Below are 23,408 nucleotides of genomic sequence, written 5' to 3' on the forward strand. Positions count from 1 at the left end.
CGGGGGTGGGGGCCGGCGGCCGGGTGTCCCCGGCCCGGGCGGGCCGGGGACACCGGGGCCCGTCGCCGGCTACTTGATGCCCGTGGTGGCGATGCCCTTCACGAGGAACTTCTGTCCCACGAGGAAGGCGATGAACACCGGCAGCAGGGACACGATCGACATCGCGAACAGGGATCCCCACGAGGACTCCCCGGAGGCGTCCACGAAGGCCCGCAGCGCCACGGGGACGGTGAACATGTTCGGGTCGGTCAGGTAGATCAGGGCGCTGAAGAAGTCGTTCCAGGTCCAGATGAACGTGAAGATCGTGGTGGTGGCCAGGGCCGGGACCATCATCGGCAGGATGATCTGCCCGAAGATCCGGGCGTGCCCGGCGCCGTCGATCCGCGCCGCCTCGTCCATGTCCTTCGGGATGCCGCGGATGAACTGCACCATGAGGAACACGAAGAACGCGTCGGTGGCGAGCAGCTTCGGCACGATCAGGGGCCAGAAGGTGTTCACCCACCCGATCTGGGAGAACATGATGTACTGCGGCACGATCACCACGTGGAACGGCAGCATGATCGTGAGGAGCATGAGGGCGAAGGCCGGCTTCTTGAAGCGGAACTCCAGCCGGGCGAACGCGTAGGCCGCCATGGAGCAGGAGACCAGGTTGCCGACGATGCACCCGAGCACCACCACCGCGGAGTTGAACAGGTACACGCTGAACGGGCTGGACAGGGCGCCCCACCCGTCCGAGTAGTTCGCGGTCTCGAGCGTCTGCAGCAGGATCCCGGGCTCGCGGAAGATGATGTCGTCGGGGCGCAGGGAGCTGGCCACCATCCACAGCAGCGGGTAGATCATCACGCCGCCGGTGAGGATCAGCGCCAGGTGCTTGAGCAGGGAGCGGATCCGTGCCCGGGTCCCCGGACCGCGGGGCTTCGGCGCCGGGGCGCTCTGCGAGCCCTCGGTCTGCGCCGGGACGAGGCCCTGGTCGGCCGTCCGGACGGCGCTGTCGGCGATTGTCGAATTAGTCATCGTAGAACACCCAATACTTAGACGCGATGAAGTTGAGGGCGGTGAATGCCCCGATGATGAGGAGCAGCAGCCAGGCCATGGCCGCGGCGTAGCCCATGTCGAAGCGGCCGAAGCCCGTCTGGTACAGGTACAGCGTGAAGAACATCGTGGAGTCGGACGGACCTCCTCGGCCGCCGGAGACGATGAACGCCTGCGTGAAGGACTGGAACGCCTGGATGATCTGCAGCACCAGGTTGAAGAAGATGATCGGGCTCAGCAGCGGCAGCGTGATCCGGAAGAACTTTGTGATCTTCCCGGCGCCGTCGATGGAGGCCGCCTCGTAGTACATGGTGGGGATCTGGCGCAGGCCCGCGAGGAAGATGATCATCGGCGCCCCGAAGGTCCACACGTGCAGCAGGATGATGCTGCCGAGCGCGGTCCGGGGGTCGGCGATCCAGCCGATGCCCTCGATGCCCACGAGGGCCAGGAGCTGGTTGACCAGTCCGGTGGTGCCGAAGAGCTGCTTCCAGAGGATGGCGATGGCCACCGAGGAGCCGAGCAGCGAGGGCAGGTAGAAGACGGAGCGGTAGAACGCGAGGCCGCGCAGGCCCCGGTCGAGGACCATGGCGATCGCCAGGGCCAGCATGAGCTGCAGCGGCACCCCGACGAGCACGTACGTGAAGGTCACCTGCAGCGAGTTGTGCAGCCGCTCGTCCGCGAGCATCCGGGAGAAGTTCTCCGTCCCGATCCAGTCGGGCGCCCGCATGAGGTTGTAGTCGGTGAAGGAGAGGTAGAGGGACATCAGCATGGGGCCCAGGGTGATGACCACCAGTCCCACGATCCACGGTGCCAGGAAGACCGCCGCGGCCTTGTTGTCCCGCCTGTCGGCGCGGGGCTTCCGCCGGCCGGCCGCACGCTTGGCCCGCTTCCCGGGCAGGCCCTCCCGGGTCAGCTCCTCGACGACGCTCATGCCGGGACCGCCCCTCGGCGCAACCGCGCCCGGGAGACCCGGAGCGGTTCGGTGTCGATGTGCGTCGTTGTCATCGGTATCTCCTCGAAGCGTGTGGGAAAGCGTTTTCCAGAGCTGCGTTGCGTCCAGGCTAGTAGCCGGCTCCTGTGACGTCAACCACAATCTACGGTTGTGTCGGCGCCCACTCGCGGGGCCGACCCGCCGTCGGACGGGAGCCCGGCCAGGAGCCGCAGCGCCTCGACCGTCGCCGGCGGGCCGTAGCGCTCCGCCTCGTCCTGCGCGGCCCGGACGGACGGCGCGACGCCCACGAGCGAGGCCGCCGCCAGGACCCCCGCGCCGCGCAGCTGCTCCGCGGACAGGCCCAGCCACCCGGCCACGGCCACGACGGGCACCCCCCGGGCCGCGGCCAGCGCGGCCGCGGCGAGCGGCGCCTTGCCCTGCAGCGACTGGGCGTCCAGCGACCCCTCGCCGACGACGAGCAGGTCCGCGTCCTCGAGCTGCTCCTCGAGCCCCACGAGGGAGGACACGAGGTCGAAGCCGCGCTCGAGCGTCGCCGGGGTCAGGGCCAGGAAGCCGGACGGGAAGCCGCCGGCGGCGCCGGCCCCCGGGAGCAGGAACGGACGGGCGCCCTCGAGACCGGCCAGCAGCCCGGCCCAGCGCCGGAGCGCGGCGTCCAGCTCGCGCCGGGCATCGCGGTTCGCGCCCTTCTGCGGGGCGAAGACGTGCGCGGCGCCGTCAGGGCCGTGCAGCGGGTTCTGCACGTCCACGGCCAGCCGCAGCCGCACCGTGCGCAGCCTCGGGTCCAGGGCGGAGACGTCCAGGCGGGCGGCGGACAGCAGCCCCTCCCCGCCCAGGGGGACGGGCGCGCCGTCGTCGTCGAGGACGTCCAGGCCGAGCGCCCGCAGGGCGCCCGAGCCCCCGTCCGTCATCGCCGAGCCGCCGAGCCCGACGACGACGTCGGTCGCCCCGGCGTCCAGCGCCGCCCGGATCAGCTGGCCGCAGCCGTAGCTGTGCGCCGCCCGGGCCGTCGCCGGACTCGGGCGCACCTGGTCCAGCCCGCTCGCCTGGGCGGACTCGACGACCGCGGTGGTGGCGCCGGAGGGCGCCGTGAGCAGCGCCCAGCGCGCCCGCACCCTGCCTTCCACGGCGCCCCGGACGAGGGTGCGGCGCAGCCGCGCCCCGGCCGCCACCGCGGCGTCGACGGTGCCCTCGCCCCCGTCGGCCAGGGGCACCGCCCGGATCCGGGCCCCGGGCCGGTGCTCACGCACCCCGGCCGCGAGCACGGCGGCGGCCTCGGCCGCCGTCAGCGACCCCTTGAACTTGTCCGGGGCCACGACCACCCGGGGCCGCTCGCCGAGCACGTGCGGCCCCACGTCAGGCGGTGGCGCGGGCGGGTGCGCCGGTCAGGGACGGCAGCACCAGGGACTCCCAGCGCTCCTTCATCACGGCGAGCACGACGTCCGGGTCCTGGTCGAAGATCTCCTGGTTGAAGATCTCGACCTCGACCGGGCCCGTGTAGCCGGCGGCGGCGATCCAGCGCCCGATCGTGCCGAAGTCGATCACCCCGTCCCCCATCATCCCGCGGGAGAGCAGGGCGTCGGAGGCGATCGGCAGGTTGAAGTCGCAGACCTGGTAGGACGCCAGCCGGCCCTCCGCGCCGGCCCGGGCGATCTGGGTCTCCAGCCCGGGGTCCCACCAGACGTGGAAGGTGTCCACCACCACGCCCACGGCGTCCACCGGGTGCGGGGCGGCGAGGTCCAGGGCCTGCCCGAGCGTGGAGAGCACGGCCCGGTCGGCCGCGTACATGGGGTGGAGGGCCTCGAGCACGAGGCGCACCCCGTGCTCGAGGGCGTAGGGGACGAGCTCGGCCAGCCGTTCGGCCACGCGCTCGCGGGCGGCCACGACGTCCTTGTCGCCCCGGTCGCCCTCGCCGCCCAGGACGTGGGCGGCGGCGGGCAGGCCGCCCACGACCATGATCAGCTCGCTCGTGCCCAGGACCTGGGCCTCCCGGATGGCGGCCCGGTTGCTCTCGAGCGCGGCCCGCTGCCCGGCCTCGTCGGCCGCCGTGAGGAAGCCGCCGCGGCACAGGCTGGAGACCTGCAGCCCGGCCTGCTCGATGATCCGGGCCGCGTTCTCGAGCCCTGCCTCGGCCACGCGGTCGCGCCACACGCCGATGTGCCCCAGCCCGGCGCGGGCGGTGGCGTCCACCGCCTGCTGCAGGGTCAGGCCGCGGGTGGTGCCCGTGTTCAGCGACAGCTGGAAGTCCGCGCTCATGCCGCACCTCCGGTGCTGCCGGCCGGCACGAGAGCCGGTGCGAGGACCGGCGCGCCGAGGCCCGCCGCGTCGAGGAAGGTGCTCATCCGCCGCGCGGCGAGCTCCGGGTCGAGCAGGAGCCCGGCCCGGTCGGCCAGCCTGAACACCTCGACCAGGTGCGGCACGGAGCGGCCCGAGTGCAGTCCGCCGACCATCTGGAACCCCGGCTGGCTGCCGTTGAGCCAGGACAGGAACGCGATGCCGCACTTGTAGTAGAAGGTCGGGGCACTGAAGACGTGGCGCCCGAGCTCCTCCGTGGCGTCGAGGATCGCCCGCGCCCGGCCGGGCTCCTCGGCGTCGTAGGCCTGCAGCGCGGTGGACGCCGCCGGGTAGATGCCGGCGAAGATCCCCAGCAGCGCGTCGGAGTGCCGGGTGCCGTCGCCGTCGATGAGCTCGGGGTAGTTGAAGTCGTCGCCGGTGTAGAGGCGGACCCCCTCCGGCAGCGCCGCCCGCAGCCGGGTCTCGTGCGCGGCGTCCAGGAGGGAGACCTTGACGCCGTCGACCTGCCCCGGGTGGGACCGGATGAGCTCGAGGAAGGTCTCCGTGGCCGTGTCCACCGCGTCGCTGCCCCAGTAGCCGGCCAGCGCCGGGTCGAACATCGTCCCGAGCCAGTGCAGGACCACCGGGTGCCGGGCCTCGCCCAGGAGCTGGGAGTAGACCCGCAGGTAGTCGTCGGCGTCCCGGGCGGCCCGCACCAGTGCGCGGGACGCCATCAGGATGACCTTCGCCCCGGCGCCCTCGACCACCTCGACCTGCTCCCGGTAGGCCTCGAGCACGGCGCGCAGCCCGTTCTCGCCGGGCGTGACGCCCGCCGGGTCCAGCTGGTCCGTGCCCGCCCCGCACGCGATGAGGTCGCGGACGGTCCTGCCCGCCAGGGCCGGGCTGCCGGTGGCCAGCGCCGCCGAGGCCTCGGCGGTCGAGCGCCGGATCAGCTGCTGGGTGGCCGGCCAGTCCAGTCCCATCCCCCGCTGGGCGGTGTCCATGGCGTCGGCCACGCCCAGCCCGTAGGACCAGACGTCGTGGCGGAAGCCCAGGGTCGCGTCCCAGTCCAGCTGCGCCGGCGCCCCGGGGGTGTTGTCCGCGAGCACCAGGGGCACCACGTGCGCGGCGGCGTAGGCCTTGCGCGCGGTGAGGGGCGCCTGCGGCCGGGTCCAGCTCCCCGGCCCGGAGAGCACGTGCTCGGTGCGGGATCCGCTGCCGTCGGGCAGGAGCACGGCGCTCACCGGACGGCCTCGGCGGTGCGCCGCTCGGCCGGGGAGAGCTCGATCGCCGGGATGTCGATGGTGCGGCGCTCGGCCGAGGAGCGCAGGCCAAGCTCGGCCAGCTGCACCCCGCGCGCGGCGGAGAGCAGCCCGAACCGGTGCTCGCGGCCCGCTGCGACGTCGGCCAGGAACTCCTCCCACTGCGCCTTGAAGCCGTTGTCCAGCTCCGCGTTGGCCGGCACCTCCAGCCACTGGTCGCGGAAGGACTCGGTGACGGGCAGGTCCGGGTTCCAGACCGGCTTGGGCGTGTGGGCCCGCTGCTGGGCCACGCACTTGTTCAGCCCGGCGACCGCCGAGCCGTGGGTGCCGTCCACCTGGAACTCCACCAGCTCGTCGCGGTACACGCGCACGGCCCAGGAGGAGTTGATCTGGGCGACCACGGGGTCGCCGTCCGGGGTCTCGAGCTCGAAGACGCCGTAGGCGGCGTCGTCCGCGGTGGCCGGGTACTCGTGGCCCTGCTCGTCCCACCGCGCGGGGATGTGCGTCACGGCGGTCGAGGTGACGGACCGGACCGGGCCCACGATGCCCTCGAGGACGTAGTTCCAGTGGCAGTACATGTCGACGGTCATGGACCCGCCGTCCTCGCGCCGGTAGTTCCAGGACGGGCGCTGGGCCTCCTGGTGCTCGCCCTCGAAGACCCAGTAGCCGAACTCGCCGCGCAGGGACAGGATCCGGCCGAAGAAGCCCTCGTCCACGAGCCGCCGCAGCTTCACGAGACCGGGCAGGTAGAGCTTGTCGTGGACCACGCCGGCGGTGACGCCGCGCTCCTGGGCGATCTGCGCCAGCTCGACCGCCTCGTCCAGGGTCTCGGCGGTCGGCTTCTCGGTGTAGACGTGCTTGCCGGCGCGCATGGCCTTCTTGAGGGTCTCGGCCCGGAGGCTGGTCATGGAGGCGTCGAAGACCACGTCCACGGTGGGGTCCTCGATGACCGCGTCGAGATCGGTGGTCCAGTGCTCCACGCCGTGCCGGCGCGCCAGCTCGGCGACCTTGGCCTCGTTGCGGCCCACGAGGATCGGCTCGACGGTCACGCGGGTGCCGTCCGGCAGGGTCACTCCTCCCTGGTCCCGGATGGGCAGGATCGAGCGCAGCAGGTGCTGGCGGTAGCCCATGCGGCCGGTGATGCCGTTCATGGCGATGCGGAGAACTCGGGGCTCGGACATCATCAACTCCAGAGGATTCGGGAAATTTGTAGGAAAGCGCTTTCCACTCTAGGGTTGGCTCAGTGTGACTGTCAACACGTTCCCGGTCCCGGACTCCCCGGCGCGGGGGCGAGACGCCCACCGGATGCGGTGAGGAGGAAGCAGGACCGGACGATGAGCGCAGTGACCCTCTCCCAGGTGGCCCGGGAGGCCGGGGTGTCCCTGGCCACGGCCTCCCGGGTGCTCAACGGGTCGGACCGCCGGCCGGCCGAGCACATCGCGGAGCGCGTCCGGGACGCCGCGGAGTCCCTCGGCTACGTGGCCAACGCGCAGGCGCAGGCGCTGGCGCGGTCCACCACCGGGCTGGTGGGGCTCGTGGTCCACGACATCGCCGACCCCTACTTCTCCTCGATCGCCAAGGGCGTGCAGCGCCGGGCCCGCACGGACCGGCACCAGCTGCTGCTGGCCGCGACCGACGGCACCGACCAGCTCGACGCCGTCGCGGCCTTCGCGTCCCACCGCACCGACGCGATCATCATGGCGGGCTCGCGGCGGCGGGAGATCGACCCCCGGCTGCTCGCCGAGCTCACCCGCTACCAGAAGAACGGCGGCCGGGTGGTGACCATCGGCCAGGCCTGGCTCGAGGGCGCCGGCGCCGTCACCATCGACAACCGCAGCGCCGGCGACGACCTGACGGACATGCTGATCGGGACGGGCCGGACCCGCTTCGCCTTCCTCGGCGGGCCGGACGAGCTCGCCAGCGCGGCGGAGCGCCGGGCGGGCTTCCGCGCGGCCCTCGAGCGGGCGGGCCTGGAGCCGGAGGCCGAGGTCACGGAGGACTTCAACAGCCAGGGCGGCTACGAGGCCGCACGGGCACTGGTGGACCGGCTCGGGGCCGACGCCGTGCGCGGGCTCACGGTCGTGGTCGGCAACGACGTCATGGCGCTGGGCGCGATCGCGGGCTTCCGGCACGCCGGGCTCGTGGTGCCGGACGACCTGCGGGTGGCCGGCTTCGACGACATCCCCAACCTGCGGGACTTCTCCCCGGGCCTGACCACCGTGCGCTTCCCCCTGGAGCAGATCGGGGAGACCGCCGCGGACATCGCCCTGAGCCACGACCAGGTCCGGATCGAGCACGTGGTGGGCGAGATCGTGCGGCGCGAGAGCGCCTGACCCCCGCACGGCCGAGGGCGCCGCCGCCGGACTCCTGTCCGACGGCGGCGCCCTCGGCCGTGCGGGGCAGGGGCTCAGAGGTGCGCCTCCCCCGCCTTCACGGCCAGGACCGGCCGGTCGGACTGCAGGAGGATCCGCTGGGCGTGCGAGCCCATGATGAACTTCCCCACCTGGGAGCGCTGGCGCAGGCCGATGACGATCCGGGACACGTCGTGCTCCCGGGCGAGGTCGAGGATCTCCTGGGCGAGGTCGTCCCGGTGGGACGGCTGGAGCACGGTGTGCGGGACACCGGCGGACTCGGCGGCGGAGGTGACGCGGCGCAGGTCGTCGTCGGAGGCGACCGACTTGTCCGCCAGGGCGCCCTCGCGCACGGAGTTGACGATCAGCAGCCGCTCCCCCCGCAGCCGGGCCTCCTCGATGGCGGCGCGGACGGCGGCCTCGCCGACGGGGGTGGGGACGTAACCGACGAGGATGCTCATGCGTTCTCCTTGACAGGGGTGCGGTCGGAGTCCTCGACGGACGGTCCCGCGGGGGACGTCCCGGAGGCGCTGCGACGGCGGAGGGCGGACTGGATGACGGGCAGCACGGCGACGAGCACGAACAGCAGCAGCAGGGTCGCCGAGATGGGGCGGGTGAAGAACCCGGTGACGTCTCCCTCGAAGACGAGCAGGGAGCGGCGCAGGTTGGACTCCAGCAGGGAGCCGAGGACGAAGGCCAGCACCAGGGGGCCGGGCTCGAAGCCGAACTTCTTCATGAGGTAGCCGACGGCGCCGAAGACCACGACGAGCATGACGTCGAACATCGAGTTGTTGATCGTGTAGGCGCCCAGCATCGTGATCAGCACGGTGATGGGGGCGAGGATGGCGCCCCGCACCCGGAGGATGCGCACGAACACCCCGATGAGGGGGATCGACATGACCAGCAGCAGGATGTTGCCGACGTACATGGAGTTGACCACGCCCCAGAACAGCTCGGGGTCCTGCTGGACGAGCTGCGGGCCCGGCGTGACGCCCTGGATGAGCAGGGCGCCGAACATCAGGGCCATTGTGGCGTTGGCCGGGATGCCCAGGGTGAGCAGGGGGATGAAGGAGCTGGTGGCCGCCGCGTTGTTGGCGGTCTCCGGGCCGGCGACGCCCTCGATGGCGCCCCTGCCGAAGCGCTCGGGCTGCTTGGCCCGCTTCTTCTCCATGGCGTAGGCGGCCATCGAGGAGATCGTGGCGCCGCCGCCGGGCAGGATGCCGAGGAAGAAGCCCAGGACCGAGCCGCGGCCGATGGCCCCGGACGACTGCTTGAGGTCCGCCCGGGAGGGCCAGACGTTGGAGACCTTGTCGGGCGCCTTGGCCGCACGGTGGCGCTCCTCCAGGTTGTGCAGGATCTCGCCGAGGCCGAACAGCCCCATGGCCACGGGCACGAAGTCGATGCCGTCGGCCAGGTTGAGGTTGCCGAACGTGAGCCGTTCGGCTCCGGTGAAGACGTCGCGGCCGACCGTGGCCAGCAGCAGCCCGAAGCACGCGGCGATCAGCGCCTTGGACTTGTTGCCGTTGCTGATGGTGGCCACCAGCAGGATGCCGAGCAGGGCGAGCGCGGTGTACTCGGGCGGACCGAAGTCGAGGGCGAAGCCGGCGACGAGCGGGGCCAGGAAGGTGAGGCCGACGATCGCGACGGTGCCGCCGATGAAGGAGCCGATCGCGGCGATGCCCAGCGCGGTGCCGGCGCGGCCCTGCTTGGCCAGCATGTAGCCGTCGAAGACCGTGACCACGGAGCTGGCCTCGCCGGGCAGCCGGAGCAGCACGGAGGTGATGGTCCCGCCGTACTGGGCCCCGTAGAAGATGCCGGCCAGCATGATGATCGCCGTCACCGGTTCGATGCCGTAGGTCAGCGGCAGCAGGATGGCGATGGTCGCGGCGGGGCCCAGGCCGGGCAGCACGCCGATCAGCATGCCGATGGTCACGCCCAGGAGGCAGTACAGCAGGTTGGTCGGTTGGAGGACGACGCCGAAGCCGTCCAGGGCGGGTTGCAGGAAGTCCATGCGGGAGCCTTTGGTCGGTGGCCGCCGTGGCGGCGGCCGTCAGAACAGGTGCGGGATCGACGTGCCGAGGGCGGTGATGAAGATCAGGTAGAAGGCGACGACGACGAGCGCGGAGTACAGGGCCGCGGCCCGCCACGTCTCGCCGCCCAGGAACTTCATCCAGACGAAGGACAGGAGCAGGGCGGGGATCTCGAAGCCGATCACGGGCATGAGCAGCACCAGCCCCACGAGGGTCACGAGCCCGCAGGCGGCCAGCAGCGACTCCCGGGTGAACTTCTCCCCCTCTCCTCCGCGCCGGCCCAGGACCAGGTGGGACAGGCCGATCACGACGGCCACGACGCTCACCACGAACGGCCACATGCCGGGGGCCGGCTGCTGCGGTGTGCCCAGTCCCATGCGCAGGGACAGCACGGCCGCGGCAGCCGCCAGCACCGTGACCGCCAGGGTCGAGCCGAGGGCCGCCGCGCGGCCGCCGGGCGGCGGGCCCTCGGCCTCCCACCGGGCGGCGAGCTGCTCCGGGGTGAGCTCCTCGACCGCCGTCTCCGGGTCGTGGAGGACGTCGGCGACGGAGGCCGTGCCGTCCGGGCGGGACTGCTTCATGGAGTCGCTCCTGGCTGTAGTGGTCGGCAGGGCCGTGGTGGTGGTCATGGCGGCGCCGGTCCCTACTCGGCGAGGGAGATGTCGTGCTCCTCGACGAGCTGCTCGTAGCGCTCGGCGAGCTCGGTCCACTCCGCCTCGACCTCCTCGCCGGAGACCTCCCACGGGGTGAGCAGGTTCTGCTCGTTGAAGTCCTGGTAGGCCTCCGACTGCACGGCGGCGTCGAAGGCCTCGACCAGCCGCGCCTTGACGTCGTCCGGGAGCCCCTCGGGAGCGGCCACCGCCCGGTACTGGGAGACGGGGACGTCGTAGCCGGACTCGACGGCGGTGGGCACGTCGGGCAGGAACTCGTTGCGCTCCTCGGAGAACACCACGATCGGCGTCACCTCGCCGGCGTCGATCTGCGGCTTGGCCTCGCCCAGCTGGACGGTGGCGACCTGCACCTGGTCGCCGAGCACGGCGGTCAGCGCCGGGGAGCCGGAGTCGAAGGGCACCTCGGTGCCGGTGATGTCGGCCTGCGCGAACAGCACGGTCTGGGCCAGCTGGGAGCCGGTGCCCACGCCGGTGGTGCCGTAGCTGAACGAGCCCGAGGCGCCCTGCACGTCCTCGAGGGACTCCAAGCCGGACTCCTTGCTCGCGACCATCACGTAGTCGTCCTGGGACAGGCCCTTGAGCACCTCGACGTCGTCCAGGGACACGGCCTCCTCCTCGCCCACGGCCAGCGGCGTGATGGTGATCAGCGAGGCGTTGAGCAGCACCAGGTTCTGGCCGTCGGGGGACGCGCCGGCGACCTCCTGGGTGGCGAGGGCGCCGTTGGCTCCGGGCTTGTTCACGACCGGCATCGGGACCCCGAGGTCCTCCGCGGCGGCGTCGGACACGGCGCGGGCGATGAGGTCGGTGGATCCGCCGGCGGCCTGGCCGACGGTCAGGGTGATGGGATCCGTCGGGAAGTCCGCCCCGGAGGCGCTGCTGCCCCCGCCGACGTTGCCGCCGCACGCGCTGAGCGCGAGGAGCGAGGTCGCTGCGGTGACGCCGACGAGCGCCGTGCGGAACGAGGTGTTCTTCATGGGTTCTCCTGAAGGGGTGAGGGATCGGAACCGCCCGACCGGGGCGCGAGAGGACCCGCACCCCTGTGAGTGGCATCACAAGCGGATCGGTTCCCGAGCCTAAAGAGGGATGATGATGCCTGTCCAAGCCAATTCGTGCATTGAGTAATACCCGGAGGACATGATGTTCACACTCGATCAGGCACGGAGCTTCATCGCCGTCGCGGAGGAGCTGCACTTCGGCCGCGCCGCCGTGCGGCTCAACATGACGCAGCCTCCCCTGAGCCGCCAGATCCAGAAGCTCGAGAAGACGGTGGGGGTCGAGCTCCTGGAGCGGGACAACCGCCGGGTGGCGCTCACGGCCGCCGGGCGGGCGTTCCTGGTCGAGGCCCGCAAGCTGGTGGTCGCCGCCGACCGGGCGCCGCTGCTGGCGCGCCGGATCGCCGCCGGGCGCTCGGGGGTGCTGCGGATCGGCTTCACGGCGGCCTCCGGGTTCAGCCTGCTGGGACCGCTGCTCAGCGAGATCGAGCGGGTGCTGCCGGACGTCGACGTCGACCTGCAGGAACTGGTGACCGGCGAGCAGCTGCAGGCGCTCGAGAACGGCGACCTCGACCTCGGGCTCGCCCGCCCGCCCTTCGACACGGAGCTCTTCGAGTCGCAGCTGCTGCTCGCCGAGGACCTGTACGTCGCCGCCCCGGCCGACCACCCGCTGAGCACCCTCAGGCGGCCCGTCACGTCGGCCGACCTCAAGGACCTCCCGCTGATCATGCACTCCCCCACCAAGGCGCGGTACTTCTACGACCACGTGGTGCGGCTCGTGGAGGTGGAGCACCGCAACGTCGTCCACACCGTCAGCCAGGTCCTCACCATGGTGGCGCTCGTGGCCGCGGGGCGAGGAATCGCCTTCGTCCCGGAGTCCGCCCGGCTGCTCGGCATCGACGGCGTGTCCTACCACCGGCTGGCCAGCAGCTCCTCGGGCTCCGTCGAGCTGCACGCCCTGTGGGACCGCACCTCGAAGAATCCCGCCCTGCACCACCTGCTCGACCTCCTGCGCACCCAGCCGCACTGAGCACAGCATCGATGCCCTCAGTGCATGACTCCATTCAAAAACGGCCTTGGACAGCATCAAAAGTCCTCCCTAGGGTGAGACGTGATTCACAGGCAGAACGCCTCACCTCGACCCATGCGAAGGACGACGACCGTGGCCACACACACTCCCCGGGAACTGGCGGAAAAGCTCAAGGACGGCCTGCTGTCCTTCCCCGTCACCGCGTTCGACCAGGACCTGCTCTTCGACGAGAGCGCCTACCGCCAGCACCTGGCCTGGCAGGCCTCCTACCCCGTGGCCGGGCTCTTCGCCGCCGGCGGCACCGGGGAGGGCTTCTCCCTCACCCCCGAGGAGACCGCCACCGTGGTGGCCGCGGCCGTTGACGAGGTCGCCGGCCGGGTCCCCGTGCTGGCCCCCGCGGCCGGCAACACCGCCCAGGCCGTGCGCAACGCCGCCGACGCCGCCGCCGCCGGCGCCGAGGGCCTGCTGCTGCTGCCCCCCTACCTCACCGAGTGCGACCAGGAGGGCCTGCTCGCCCACGCCTCGGCCGTCTGCCAGGCCACCGACCTCGGGGTCATCGCCTACAACCGGGCCAACGCCATCTACTCCGCCGCCACGATCGCCCGGCTGGCCGAACGGCACGAGAACTTCATCGGCTTCAAGGACGGCGTCGGCGACATCGAGCACCTCACCAAGGTCTACGCCACCAACGGGGACCGCCTGTTCTACCTGGGCGGGCTGCCCACCGCGGAGACCTTCGCCCTGCCCCTGCTGCAGCTGGGGATGAGCACCTACTCCTCGGCGATGTACAACTTCGTCCCCGAGTTCGCCCTGGAGTTCTACGCCGACGTCCGCGCCCAGGACCGGGCCGCCGTCACGGACAAGCTCAACCGGTTCGTGCTGCCCTACATCGAGATCCGCGACCGGGTGAAGGGCTACGGGGTCTCCATCGTCAAGGGCGGGCTCAAGGCCGTGGGCCGGGACGCCGGCGGGGTCCGCCCCCCGCTCCAGGACCTCACCGAGACCGACCTCGCCGACCTCACCGCCCTCATCGACGCCCTCCCCACCGGCACCCCGGCGGACACCCTGCAGCGGGCCTGACACCAGCCTCTCCCCAAGAGACCGCACGCACAGACAGCGAAGGAAACCCATGTCCGTGAGCACCCAGACCACCACCCTCTCCGGCCACTCGATCATCGCCGGCCGCCAGGTCGTCGGCACCGGCGGCACCACCCACGGCATCGACCCGGCGACCAACGCCGAGCTCGAGCCCGCGTACTCCCTGGTCGACGAGGCCCAGCTCGCCCAGGCCACCGCGGCCGCCGAAGAGGCCTTCGAGTCCTTCAGCAGCCTCGAGCCCGAGACCCACGCGGGCTTCCTCGAGAAGATCGCCGCCAACATCGAGGCCGCCGGCCCCGAGCTGGTGGACCGCGCCTCGACCGAGACCGGACTGCCGAAGCCCCGCCTGCAGGGCGAGCTGGCGCGCACCACCGGGCAGCTGCGGCTGTTCGCCCGTGTGGTGCGGCAGGGCGACCACCGCGGCGTGCGCATCGAGCCGCCCCTGCCGGAGCGCACCCCCCTGCCCCGCCCGGACCTGCGCCAGCGCAAGGTCCCGCTGGGCCCGGTGGCCGTGTTCGGGGCCAGCAACTTCCCGTTCGCCTTCTCCACCGCCGGCGGCGACACCGCCTCCGCGCTGGCAGCCGGCTGCCCGGTGGTCTTCAAGGCGCACAACGCCCACCCCGGCACGGGAGAGATCGTGGGCCGCGCCCTCACGGACGCGGTCCGCGAGAGCGGCCTGCACCCGGGGGTGTTCTCGCTGATCTACGGTCCCGGCGCGAGCATCGGCCAGGCCCTGGTCAGGGACCCGGCCATCAAGGCCGTCGGGTTCACCGGGTCCCGCGGCGCCGGCACGGCGCTGATGGCCACGGCTGCGGCCCGTCCCGAGCCCATTCCGGTGTACGCCGAGATGAGCTCCATCAACCCCGTCTTCCTCTTCGACTCCGCCCTGCGCGGTGACGCCGAGGAGTTCGCCCGCGCCTACGTCACCTCCCTGACGGGCTCCTCCGGGCAGCTGTGCACCAACCCGGGTCTGCTGTTCGTGCCCGAGGGAGAGGCCGGCGACGCGTTCCTGGCCGCCGTCGGGCTCGTGCTGGCCGACGCCGAGGGCGCGACCATGCTCACCCCCGGCATCGCCCGCTCCTGCCGGGAGGGCATCGACGCCCTGGGCTCCCAGGAGGACGTCGAGATCGTGGCCCGCGGCAAGGAGGGCCCCACCGAGAACGCCCCCGCCCCCGTGGTCTTCGGCGCCCAGGTCCCCGCCTTCCTCACCAACCCGGTGCTGCAGGAGGAGATCTTCGGCGCCTCGTCCCTGGCGATCCGCTACGGCTCCGCGGAGGAGCTGGTGGCCGCGGCGGCCCGGATGGAGGGCCAGCTGACGGCGAGCCTGTTCCTGTCCGAGGAGGACGTCCCCACCGCGGCCCCGCTGCTTCCGGTGCTGGAGCGCAAGGTGGGCCGGATCCTCGCCAACGGCTGGCCGACCGGCGTGGACGTGGGCGAGGCGATGGTCCACGGCGGCCCGTTCCCGGCGACCTCCGACTCGCGGACCACCTCGGTGGGCACGCTCGCGATCGAAAGGTTCCTCCGCCCCGTGGCCTACCAGAACATCCCCGCCGCCCTGCTGCCCGCGCCCGTGCAGGACGACAACCCGTGGCACCTCAACCGCCGGGTCGACGGCCGCATCCAGCTGGCCGGCCCCCAGGAAGGAGACCGCGCATGAGCGCCCAGCCCACCGTCGCACGGCTCGAGGTCGTGCCCGTCGCGGGGCACGACTCCATGCTGCTCAACCTCTCCGGCGCCCACGGGCCGTTCTTCACCCGCAACGTGGTGATCGTGACGGACTCCGACGGGCGGACCGGCCTGGGCGAGGTCCCGGGCGGGGAGGCGATCCGCGCCACGATCGAGGAGGCTGCCGGGCTGCTGGCGGGGCAGCCCGTGGCGCTGTTCCGCACCCTGCTGCGCCGGGTCGCCGCGGCCTTCGCGGACCGGGACGCCGGCGGGCGCGGCCTGCAGACCTTCGACCTGCGCACCGCCGTGCACGCCGTGACCGGCATCGAGTCCGCCCTCCTGGACCTGCACGGGCAGTTCCTGGGCGTGCCGGTGGCCGAGCTGCTCGGCGACGGGCAGCAGCGCGCCTCGGTGCCCATGCTGGGCTACCTGTTCTTCGTGGGCGACCCGGACAGCACCGGCCTGCCGTACCTGCGCGAGCCCCACGGCGCGGACCAGTGGGAGCGGGTGCGCCGGGAGGAGGCGATGACCCCCGAGGGCATCGTGCGCCTGGCCGAGGCCTCCCGGGAGCGGTACGGCTTCAAGGACTTCAAGCTCAAGGGCGGCGTCCAGGCCGGCGACCTCGAGGTCGACGCCGTCACGGCGATCAAGGAGCGGTTCCCCGAGGCCCGGGTCACCCTCGACCCCAACGGCGGCTGGCTGCTCGAGGAGGCCGTCCGGCTGGGCCGGCGGATGCAGGGCGTGGTCGCCTACGCCGAGGACCCGTGCGGCGCCGAGGGCCGGTTCTCCGGCCGCGAGGTGATGGCGGAGTTCCGGCGGGCCACCGGCCTGCCGACGGCGACGAACATGATCGCCACCGACTGGCGCGAGATGTCCCACGCGGTGCGTGCCGGCGCCGTGGACATCCCGCTGGCGGACCCGCACTTCTGGACGATGGCCGGTTCCGTGCGCGTGGCCCAGCTGTGCCACGAGTTCGGGCTGACGTGGGGCTCCCACTCCAACAACCACTTCGACATCTCCCTGGCCATGTTCACCCACGTGGGTGCGGCGGCACCGGGCGAGATCACCGCGCTGGACACGCACTGGATCTGGCAGGACGGCCAGGGCCTCACCCGGGAGCCGCTGCGCATCCGCGACGGCGAGATCCGGGTGCCCGCGAGCCCGGGCCTCGGCGTGGAGCTGGACCGCGAGCGCCTGGCGGAGGCCCACGAGCTCTACCTCGAGCACGGGCTGGGCGCCCGCGACGACGCCGCGGCCATGCAGTACCTCATCGAGGGCTGGAGCTTCGACCCGAAGCGCCCCTGCCTGGTCCGCTGAGCCGGAGAGGAGCGGCCGGATGACGGGGGTGCTGCTGGGCTTCGGCGTGGTGGCCGTGCTCACGGCCGTCGGTTTCGCCACCGCCGCGCTGCTGCCCGGTGAGGCCCGCACCATGCGTGCGGGCCTCACCCCCGTCATCTACTACCTGACCAATCCGGCGCTGATGGTGGTGCTCGTGGCGGGCACCGACCTCGGGGCCGTGCTCGGGGTCTACACCCCGATCGCCCTCGCCACCGCCGCGGTGGCGGGTGCGCTCTTCGCCCTGTACAGCGGCCTGGTGCTGCGCCGGGGAGCGGCCCGCACGGCGGTCGGCGCCATGGCCTCCTCCTACGTGAACGCCGGGAACATCGGGCTGCCCATCGCGCTCTACGCGGTGGGCAGCGCCGCGCCCGTGGTCTCCGTGCTGCTGGCCCAGCTGCTGGTGATCGCCCCGCTCTATCTGCTCGTGTTCTCCTGGGCCACCCGCCCGTCGCGCCGTGCCGGTCCGGGAGCGGCAATCCGGACGGCGGCCCCCGGGCGGACGAGCACCTCGACCGGCCGCACGATCGTGCGGTCGGTGGCGAACCCCGTCACGGTCGGCACCGCGGCCGGAGTGCTGCTCTCCGCGACCGGCCTGGAGGTGCCCGAGGTGCTGTGGGCCCCCCTCGAGATGCTCGGCCAGGCGTCCGTCCCCCTGCTGCTCCTGCTGTTCGGGATGGGACTGCACGGGCAGCGCCCGTTCCGGAACCGCGCGCTCGTGCCGGACGTGCTCGGCGGGACGCTGGTCAAGGTGGTCGCGATGCCCGTGCTGGCGTGGGCGATCGGCAGGTTCGGGTTCGGCCTGGGCGGCACCGAGCTGCTGGGCGTGGTCGTCATGGCGGCCCTGCCCACGGCCCAGAACGTGTTCCTGTTCTCGTCCCAGTTCCGGATGCCGGCCAACGCCGCCCGCGACATCATCCTCCTCAGCTCGTTCCTCTCCTTCCCGGCCGTCCTCCTCGCCGGCCTGCTCCTGCACTGACCCGGGGCGCCCCGCGTGCACGGCACCGGCGCTGCACGGGGTCGGAGCGCTGTCGCAGTACCGTGGAGCCTGTCCGGGCCGCCCCTCGCGGGGCCGGCCTGCCCGCCAGCCCCGAGGAGACCTCCCCGTGCCGAGCCCGAGCGCCGATCCGCCGAGCGCCCCCACGTCCCGCCGGGCGCTCGTCTACCTCGCCGTGTGCGTGGTCCTGGTGGGCCTGAACCTGCGCACGGTCTTCTCCAGCTTCTCCGCGATCCTCCCGGAGATCACCGCGGCCGCCGGCCTCCCCGGGTGGGCGGTCACCGTGCTGACCACCGCCCCGGTGACGCTGCTCGGCGTCTTCGCGCCGTTCGCGCCGCGCCTGGCCCGCCGGTTCGGGTCCGAGAACGTGCTGCTGGGCGCGATGGTGGTCCTGACCCTGGGCCTGGTGGCCCGCGGGCTGCCCCTGCCCGGGGCGAGCGCCCTGCCGCTGCTGCTCGCGGGGACGGTCGCGTGCGGCGCCGCGATCGCCCTGGGCAACGTGCTGCTGCCGTCCATCGTCAAGCGGGACTTCGCCCACCGGATCGGCCTGATGAGCGGGCTCTACACCACCGCGATCTGCGCGTCCGCCGCCCTCGGCGCGGGCCTCACCTACCCGGTGTTCCAGGCCACGGGCTCCTGGCGGGGCTCCCTGGCGGTGTGGGCGGTGCCCGCGGCCGTGGTGGTGGCGCTGCTCGTGCCGGTGGCGCTCCGCCGCCGGGCGCCCGGCCCCCCGCCGCCAGGGACCGACGGGCCCGGCCCCTGGCGCTCGCCGGTGGCCTGGCAGATCACCCTGTTCATGGTCTTCCAGGCGATGATGTCCTTCAGCGTCTTCGCGTGGCTCGCCCCCATCCTGCGGGACCGCGGGATCGACGGTGCCGCCGCCGGGCTGATCGTGGCCGTGTCCATCCTGCTCCAGATGACGGGCTCGCTCTTCGCCCCGGTCCTGGCCGCGCGGATGGCCGACCAGCGGGTGCTCAACGCCGCGGTGGCCCTCATGGCCGGCGGCGGCTTCGTGCTCTCGATCTTCGGGCCCCTCCAGCTGATCTGGGTCTGGACCGGGCTGCTGGGGCTGGGCCAGGGCAGCCTCACCGCCGTGGCCCTGACGATGATCGCGCTGCGGACCCGCAGCAGCCACATGGCGGTGCGGCTCTCGGGCATGATGCAGGGCGTCGGCTACGGCGTGGGCTCCTCGGGCACCTTCCTGGTGGGGCAGCTGCTGCACTGGACCGGGGGCTTCGCCGCGGCGGGCGTCATGTTCGCGGCGGTCGGCACGCTCGCGGCGGTCTTCGGCTGGCAGGCCGGCCGGGCCCGCCTCATCCGGGAGTGACCACCCCGTCCGCCGCGCCCCGGGGCGCGGCGGTGGAGGAGCGCTCGACGAGCGAGGTCTGGAGCTGGAGCGGGTGGACCCGGCGGGACCCGCCGGCCAGCAGGGTGATCGCGCGCTCGACGGCCATCTCGCCCATGGCGTGCAGGGGCTGGCGCACCGTGGTCAGCTTGGGCGAGGCCCAGCGCGCGAGCAGCGTGTCGTCGAAGCCGACCACGCTGAGGTCCTCGGGCACCCGCAGCCCCGCCTGCCGGGCGGCCTCGAAGGCGCCGAGGGCGGCCTCGTCGGAGGCCGCGAACAGGGCCGTGGGCGGATCCTCGAGCTCGAGCAGCTCCTGGGCGCCGGCGAAGCCCGCCTCGTAGCTGAACCCGCCGCCCGTCACGAGCCCGGGGTCGTGCGGCACCCCGGCGTCCTCCAGGGCGCTGCGGTAGCCGGCCAGGCGCTCGCGCGCCGGGACCGAGCCCCCGGCGCCGCTGAGGTGGCCGATCCGGCGGTGCCCGAGCCCCAGGAGGTGGGTGGTGGCCTCGTGCCCGCCGGCCCAGTTGGTGGAGCCGATGCTGGGAACCGTGGACGGCAGGCTGTTCACGGGGTCGATGGCCACCAGCGGGACCTGCGCGTGGGCCGCGGCGGCCACCTGCTCCGCGGTCAGCGGGGTGGTCACGGCGATGACCGCGGTCTCGCCCGTGCGGCCGCAGCGGGCGAACCAGTCCTCGGAGAACGGGGAGACGTCGCCCTGCTCCAGGCTCGGCAGCGTGCTCAGCATGAGGTCGGCCTCGGCGCGGCCGCAGGCGTCCACGGCGCCGGCCATCACCTGGAGGGAGTAGTTGCTCTCGAGGGTGTCGAAGACGAGCACGATGGCCGTCCGGGGCCGGCGGGCGGCCGAGCCCGTGTAGCCGAGGTCGGCGACCGCGGCCCGGACCCGCTCCCGCGTGTCCTCCCCCACGTCGGGGCGTCCGTTGAGCACCTTGGAGACCGTGCCCTTGGAGACGCCGGCCTGGGCGGCCACCTGGCTCAGCGTGGTTCTCTTCATGCGGGACGATCTCCTCGGACGCGGGCGGGTCACGGGCGCACGGCGAAACGTTTCGACGCACTTCGCCGCAGTGGCCCCGGTCACACCAGGGGGTTGACGGGTGTGAAACAGGCCACTTACTCTTCTCGCAACGAAACGCTATACGAAAAGTTTCGTGGGCGCAATGCATTGCTCGACGACGAGGAGAACGCCATGACCACCCACCGCAGCCTCCGCCCCGCGCCCGCCGGCGCGCACCGGGGCCCCTTCTCCCCCCGCTCGCTGTCCCGCATCGCGCTCGTGGGCGCCGCGGCCCTGACCCTGGCCGGGTGCAGCGCCGGGGCCCAGCCCGGCGGCGGGGGCGGCGAGGGCGGCGCCAGCGCCTGGACACTGACCGGCGGCGCCGAGGAGACGTTCCGCAGCTCCTTCCAGGCGTGGAACGACGCCAACGGCGACAGCCCGATCACCGCCGAGTACTTCGCGAACGACGCCTTCAAGGAGAAGATCCGCACCAGCGTCGGCTCCGGCAACGCGCCGACCCTGATCTACAACTGGGGCGGCGACACCCTGGAGAGCTACGTCGAGAACGGCAGCGTGGTGGAGCTGACCGGGGAGATCCCCGAGATGGAGGAGCGCGCCCTCGACTCCGTGCTGGAGACCGGCAAGGTGGACGGGAAGCTCTACGCCGTCCCGAACAACAACACCCAGCCCGTCATCCTGTACTACAACACCAAGCTCTTCGAGGAGGCCGGCGTCGAGGTCCCCACCACGTGGGAGGAGATGCTGGACGCCGTGGAGGCCTTCAAGGCCGAGGGCGTCACGCCGATCTCCGTGGCCGGCTCCAGCCAGTGGCCGTACCTGATGTGGATCCAGTACCTCACCGACCGGATCGGCGGGCCCGAGGTGTTCCAGGCCGTCGTGGACGGCGAGGAGGACGCGTGGTCGCACCCGGCGATCACCCAGGCCCTGGAGAAGATCCAGGAGCTCGTCGAGGCCGGCGGCTTCGGCGACGCCTACGGATCCGTGGTGGCCGACGCGGGCGCCGACGTGGCGCTCGTGCACACCGACCAGGCGGCCATGATGCTGCACGGCAGCTGGGTCTACTCCAGCTTCCTCACCGACGCCCCCGAGTGGACCGCCGAGGGCAACCTGGGCTACACCACGTTCCCCGAGATCGAGGGCGGACAGGGCGACCCGCAGAACATCGTGGGCAACCCGGCGAACTTCTGGGCCGTGTCCGCGGACGCGTCCGAGGAGGAGCAGGCCACGGCCCTCGAGTACCTCGACGACATGAACCTCGACGACGCCGCGGTCGACACGCTCTTCGACGCCGGGCTGATCCCCGCCGTGGACGGCGTGGAGGACAGGATCGCCGAGACCGAGCACCCGGAGTACCTCGACTTCGCCTACTCGATGGTCCAGGACGCGCCGAACTTCCAGCTCTCCTGGGACCAGGCGCTCCCGGCCGACCAGGGACAGGCCCTGCTGACCAACCTCAGCCAGGTCTTCGCCGGCGAGATGAGCCCCGAGGAGTTCCAGACCGCGATGAACGGGACGCTCTGATGCTCGTGCGCTCCTCCACCCGGCGGAGGGCCCGGGCGGGCGCCGGCCCCAGCAACTGGATGCTGGCGCCCGCCCTGGTCTTCTTCGGCATCTTCGCGATCGGTCCGCTGCTGGGCGTCCTGGTGCTGTCCTTCATGGAGTGGGACGGCCTGGGCACCCCGCAGTGGACCGGGGGCGAGAACTGGGTGTCCGTGCTCGAGAACCCGGTCTCGCGGCAGGCGATGGTGCTGACGGTCCAGCTCACGCTGCTGAGCTACGCCGTGCAGTTCCCGCTGAGTCTGCTGCTCGGCGTGTTCATGGCCGGCCGCCAGCGGTACCGGGAGTTCCTCTCCGTCCTGTACTTCCTGCCGATGCTCTTCTCGGCCGCGGCGATCGGCATCGCCTTCAAGGCCCTGCTCGACCCGAACTTCGGGCTGTCGCGGGCGTTCGACGCGGCGCTGCTGCGGCAGGACTGGCTGGGTGACGGGAGCCTGGCGTTCTATGTCGTCGTCGTCGTCATCTCGTGGTCCTTCATCCCCTTCCACTCGCTGCTCTACCAGGCGGGGGTCCGGCAGATCCCGCGGACCATGTACGAGGCCGCCACCATCGACGGCGCGGGCACGGTGCGGCAGTTCTTCTCGATCACGCTGCCGCAGCTGAAGTACACCATCGTGACGTCCTCCACGCTGATGCTGGTCGGCTCCCTGACCTACTTCGACCTCGTCTTCGCCCTCACCGGGGGCGGGCCGGGCACCGCGACCCGGATCCTGCCCCTGGACATGTACCTGACCGGATTCCGCAGCAACCAGATGGGCGAGGCCAGTGTCCTGGCGGTCATCCTCGTCGCCGTGGGGCTCACCCTCGCCCTCGGCCTGCAACGGCTCACCGGGGCCGAAAAGATGGAGAGCCAGGCGGAAGGTGCGTAGTCCCATGAGCACACGAACCACGGACACCCCTCCCGTGCGCACGCGGCCCGGGGGCGCGCCCCGCCCGGACGCCCGGCCGGCGGCCGCCCGTCCCGCCCGCCGGCGCCGGGGGCTCCCGAACATCCCGGCGGCCGTCGGCGGCTGGCTGTGGCTGGGCGCGATCATCATCCCGATCTACTACATCGCCATCACGAGCCTGAAGCCCCGCGAGGACTACTACTCCACGAACCCGCTGCTGCCCTCGTCCCCGACGTTCGCGCCGTACGCCACGGTCCTGCAGAACCAGTTCGTCCAGTACTTCCTCAACAGCGTGGTCGTGGTCGTGTTCACGGTGGCCGGGATCGTCTTCCTGTCCCTGCTCGCGTCCTACGTGATCGTGCGCAGCCGGAGCGGGCTGGCCGTGTTCTCGAACCGGCTGTTCCTGCTGGGCATCGCCATCCCGATCCAGGCGACGATCATCCCGATCTACCTGATCATCGTCCAGCTCGGCCTCTACGACACCCTGGCCGCCCTGATCCTGCCCGGGATCGCGTCCGGGATCCCGATCACGGTCCTGATCCTGACGAACTTCATGCGGGACATCCCCAACGAGCTCTACGAGTCCATGACCCTCGACGGCGCCGGCGACTGGAAGGTCTTCCGCACGCTCGTGCTGCCGCTGAGCCTGCCCGCCATCACCACCGTGGGCGTCTACAACGCCCTCAACAGCTGGAACAACTTCCTGTTCCCGCTGATCCTCACGCAGAGCTCCGCGAAGCGCACGCTGCCCCTGTCCCTGTGGACCTACCAGGGGGAGTTCCAGGCCGACATCCCCGCCGTCCTGGCCGCCGTCGTCCTCTCGGCGCTGCCGATCCTCGTCCTCTACGTCTTCGGGCGCCGGCACCTCGTCGCCGGGCTCACCGCCGGCTTCGGCAAGTGACG

General features: G+C 72.3%; 21 protein-coding genes. 10 read left to right on the forward strand and 11 right to left on the reverse strand.

Annotation, left to right across the window (positions count from 1 at the left end; all coding sequences use genetic code 11):
* Nucleotides 1-69: 69 nt before the first annotated feature.
* The 6 genes from ACP7CD_RS14860 to ACP7CD_RS14885 form a co-directional block, all read right to left on the reverse strand.
* The gene (locus tag ACP7CD_RS14860; RefSeq protein ID WP_251356022.1) at nucleotides 70-1,014 is read right to left on the reverse strand and encodes a carbohydrate ABC transporter permease; all 945 of its coding nucleotides are present in this window, start codon (nucleotides 1,012-1,014) and stop codon (nucleotides 70-72) included.
* Nucleotides 1,007-1,963 (reverse strand): carbohydrate ABC transporter permease, encoded by a 957-nt coding sequence (locus ACP7CD_RS14865; protein WP_017834668.1) that lies wholly within the window; start codon nucleotides 1,961-1,963, stop codon nucleotides 1,007-1,009. The genes ACP7CD_RS14860 and ACP7CD_RS14865 overlap by 8 nt, the downstream gene beginning before the upstream one ends.
* A gap of 152 nt (nucleotides 1,964-2,115) precedes the next feature.
* Complete coding sequence (locus tag ACP7CD_RS14870; protein WP_426120534.1) at nucleotides 2,116-3,324, reverse strand: glycerate kinase; 1,209 nt, start codon at nucleotides 3,322-3,324, stop codon at nucleotides 2,116-2,118.
* Nucleotides 3,325-3,337: 13 nt separating this feature from the next.
* Complete coding sequence (locus ACP7CD_RS14875) at nucleotides 3,338-4,237, reverse strand: sugar phosphate isomerase/epimerase family protein (RefSeq protein WP_284562872.1); 900 nt, start codon at nucleotides 4,235-4,237, stop codon at nucleotides 3,338-3,340.
* A complete protein-coding gene (locus ACP7CD_RS14880) occupies nucleotides 4,234-5,499 on the reverse strand; it encodes a dihydrodipicolinate synthase family protein (RefSeq protein WP_426120535.1) in 1,266 nt (421 codons plus the stop codon). Before ACP7CD_RS14880 ends, ACP7CD_RS14875 begins: the two co-directional genes overlap by 4 nt.
* On the reverse strand, nucleotides 5,496-6,698 hold the full coding sequence (locus ACP7CD_RS14885; RefSeq protein ID WP_095650257.1) for a Gfo/Idh/MocA family protein: 1,203 nt from the start codon (nucleotides 6,696-6,698) through the stop codon (nucleotides 5,496-5,498). The genes ACP7CD_RS14880 and ACP7CD_RS14885 overlap by 4 nt, the downstream gene beginning before the upstream one ends.
* 153 nt (nucleotides 6,699-6,851) lie before the next feature.
* Here ACP7CD_RS14885 and ACP7CD_RS14890 point away from each other — a divergent pair, with 153 nt between their 5' ends.
* Nucleotides 6,852-7,850, forward strand: a complete 999-nt coding sequence (locus ACP7CD_RS14890; RefSeq protein WP_031283663.1) for a LacI family DNA-binding transcriptional regulator — start codon at nucleotides 6,852-6,854, stop codon at nucleotides 7,848-7,850.
* Nucleotides 7,851-7,924: 74 nt separating this feature from the next.
* Here ACP7CD_RS14890 and ACP7CD_RS14895 read toward each other — a convergent pair whose 3' ends face one another.
* The 4 genes from ACP7CD_RS14895 to ACP7CD_RS14910 are packed head-to-tail and all read right to left on the reverse strand — an operon-like array spanning nucleotide 7,925 to nucleotide 11,543.
* Nucleotides 7,925-8,329 carry a universal stress protein gene (locus tag ACP7CD_RS14895; RefSeq protein WP_017834662.1) on the reverse strand — a complete coding sequence of 135 codons (405 nt, stop codon included), beginning with the start codon at nucleotides 8,327-8,329 and terminating at the stop codon, nucleotides 7,925-7,927.
* Entirely contained in the window at nucleotides 8,326-9,879 is a 1,554-nt protein-coding gene (locus tag ACP7CD_RS14900) for a tripartite tricarboxylate transporter permease (protein ID WP_126346631.1), read from the reverse strand. Before ACP7CD_RS14900 ends, ACP7CD_RS14895 begins: the two co-directional genes overlap by 4 nt.
* A 39-nt stretch (nucleotides 9,880-9,918) precedes the next feature.
* A complete protein-coding gene (locus tag ACP7CD_RS14905; RefSeq protein WP_229587592.1) occupies nucleotides 9,919-10,527 on the reverse strand; it encodes a tripartite tricarboxylate transporter TctB family protein in 609 nt (202 codons plus the stop codon).
* Between the two features lie 14 nt (nucleotides 10,528-10,541).
* Entirely contained in the window at nucleotides 10,542-11,543 is a 1,002-nt protein-coding gene (locus ACP7CD_RS14910) for a Bug family tripartite tricarboxylate transporter substrate binding protein (protein ID WP_017834659.1), read from the reverse strand.
* A 163-nt stretch (nucleotides 11,544-11,706) separates the two neighbouring features.
* Between ACP7CD_RS14910 and ACP7CD_RS14915 the strand changes: the two genes are divergently transcribed.
* From ACP7CD_RS14915 to ACP7CD_RS14940, 6 genes are all read left to right on the forward strand, one after another.
* On the forward strand, nucleotides 11,707-12,591 hold the full coding sequence (locus tag ACP7CD_RS14915) for a LysR family transcriptional regulator (RefSeq protein WP_017834658.1): 885 nt from the start codon (nucleotides 11,707-11,709) through the stop codon (nucleotides 12,589-12,591).
* Between the two features lie 132 nt (nucleotides 12,592-12,723).
* Nucleotides 12,724-13,671 (forward strand): 5-dehydro-4-deoxyglucarate dehydratase, encoded by a 948-nt coding sequence (kdgD, locus tag ACP7CD_RS14920; protein ID WP_284562873.1) that lies wholly within the window; start codon nucleotides 12,724-12,726, stop codon nucleotides 13,669-13,671.
* A 49-nt stretch (nucleotides 13,672-13,720) separates the two neighbouring features.
* On the forward strand, nucleotides 13,721-15,346 hold the full coding sequence (locus ACP7CD_RS14925) for an aldehyde dehydrogenase (NADP(+)) (protein ID WP_426120536.1): 1,626 nt from the start codon (nucleotides 13,721-13,723) through the stop codon (nucleotides 15,344-15,346).
* Nucleotides 15,343-16,671 carry an enolase C-terminal domain-like protein gene (locus ACP7CD_RS14930; RefSeq protein WP_095650252.1) on the forward strand — a complete coding sequence of 443 codons (1,329 nt, stop codon included), beginning with the start codon at nucleotides 15,343-15,345 and terminating at the stop codon, nucleotides 16,669-16,671. Before ACP7CD_RS14925 ends, ACP7CD_RS14930 begins: the two co-directional genes overlap by 4 nt.
* A 19-nt stretch (nucleotides 16,672-16,690) precedes the next feature.
* Nucleotides 16,691-17,668 (forward strand): AEC family transporter, encoded by a 978-nt coding sequence (locus ACP7CD_RS14935; RefSeq protein ID WP_095650251.1) that lies wholly within the window; start codon nucleotides 16,691-16,693, stop codon nucleotides 17,666-17,668.
* 127 nt (nucleotides 17,669-17,795) lie between these two features.
* Entirely contained in the window at nucleotides 17,796-19,013 is a 1,218-nt protein-coding gene (locus tag ACP7CD_RS14940; RefSeq protein ID WP_109268363.1) for an MFS transporter, read from the forward strand.
* Here the strand turns inward: ACP7CD_RS14940 and ACP7CD_RS14945 are convergent.
* Complete coding sequence (locus tag ACP7CD_RS14945) at nucleotides 19,000-20,040, reverse strand: LacI family DNA-binding transcriptional regulator (RefSeq protein ID WP_109268364.1); 1,041 nt, start codon at nucleotides 20,038-20,040, stop codon at nucleotides 19,000-19,002. The genes ACP7CD_RS14940 and ACP7CD_RS14945 overlap by 14 nt on opposite strands.
* Nucleotides 20,041-20,232: 192 nt before the next feature.
* On the opposite strand from ACP7CD_RS14945, the gene ACP7CD_RS14950 reads away from it, so the two are divergent.
* The 3 genes from ACP7CD_RS14950 to ACP7CD_RS14960 are packed head-to-tail and all read left to right on the forward strand — an operon-like array spanning nucleotide 20,233 to nucleotide 23,406.
* Entirely contained in the window at nucleotides 20,233-21,582 is a 1,350-nt protein-coding gene (locus ACP7CD_RS14950; RefSeq protein WP_081615857.1) for an extracellular solute-binding protein, read from the forward strand.
* Nucleotides 21,582-22,487 carry a carbohydrate ABC transporter permease gene (locus ACP7CD_RS14955; RefSeq protein WP_017834650.1) on the forward strand — a complete coding sequence of 302 codons (906 nt, stop codon included), beginning with the start codon at nucleotides 21,582-21,584 and terminating at the stop codon, nucleotides 22,485-22,487. The genes ACP7CD_RS14950 and ACP7CD_RS14955 overlap by 1 nt, the downstream gene beginning before the upstream one ends.
* Before the next feature lie 4 nt (nucleotides 22,488-22,491).
* A complete protein-coding gene (locus tag ACP7CD_RS14960) occupies nucleotides 22,492-23,406 on the forward strand; it encodes a carbohydrate ABC transporter permease (RefSeq protein WP_081615855.1) in 915 nt (304 codons plus the stop codon).
* Nucleotides 23,407-23,408: the final 2 nt, after the last annotated feature.

Source organism: Kocuria sp. LHG3120 (assembly GCF_049897445.1).
Taxonomy (GTDB): domain Bacteria; phylum Actinomycetota; class Actinomycetes; order Actinomycetales; family Micrococcaceae; genus Kocuria; species Kocuria rosea.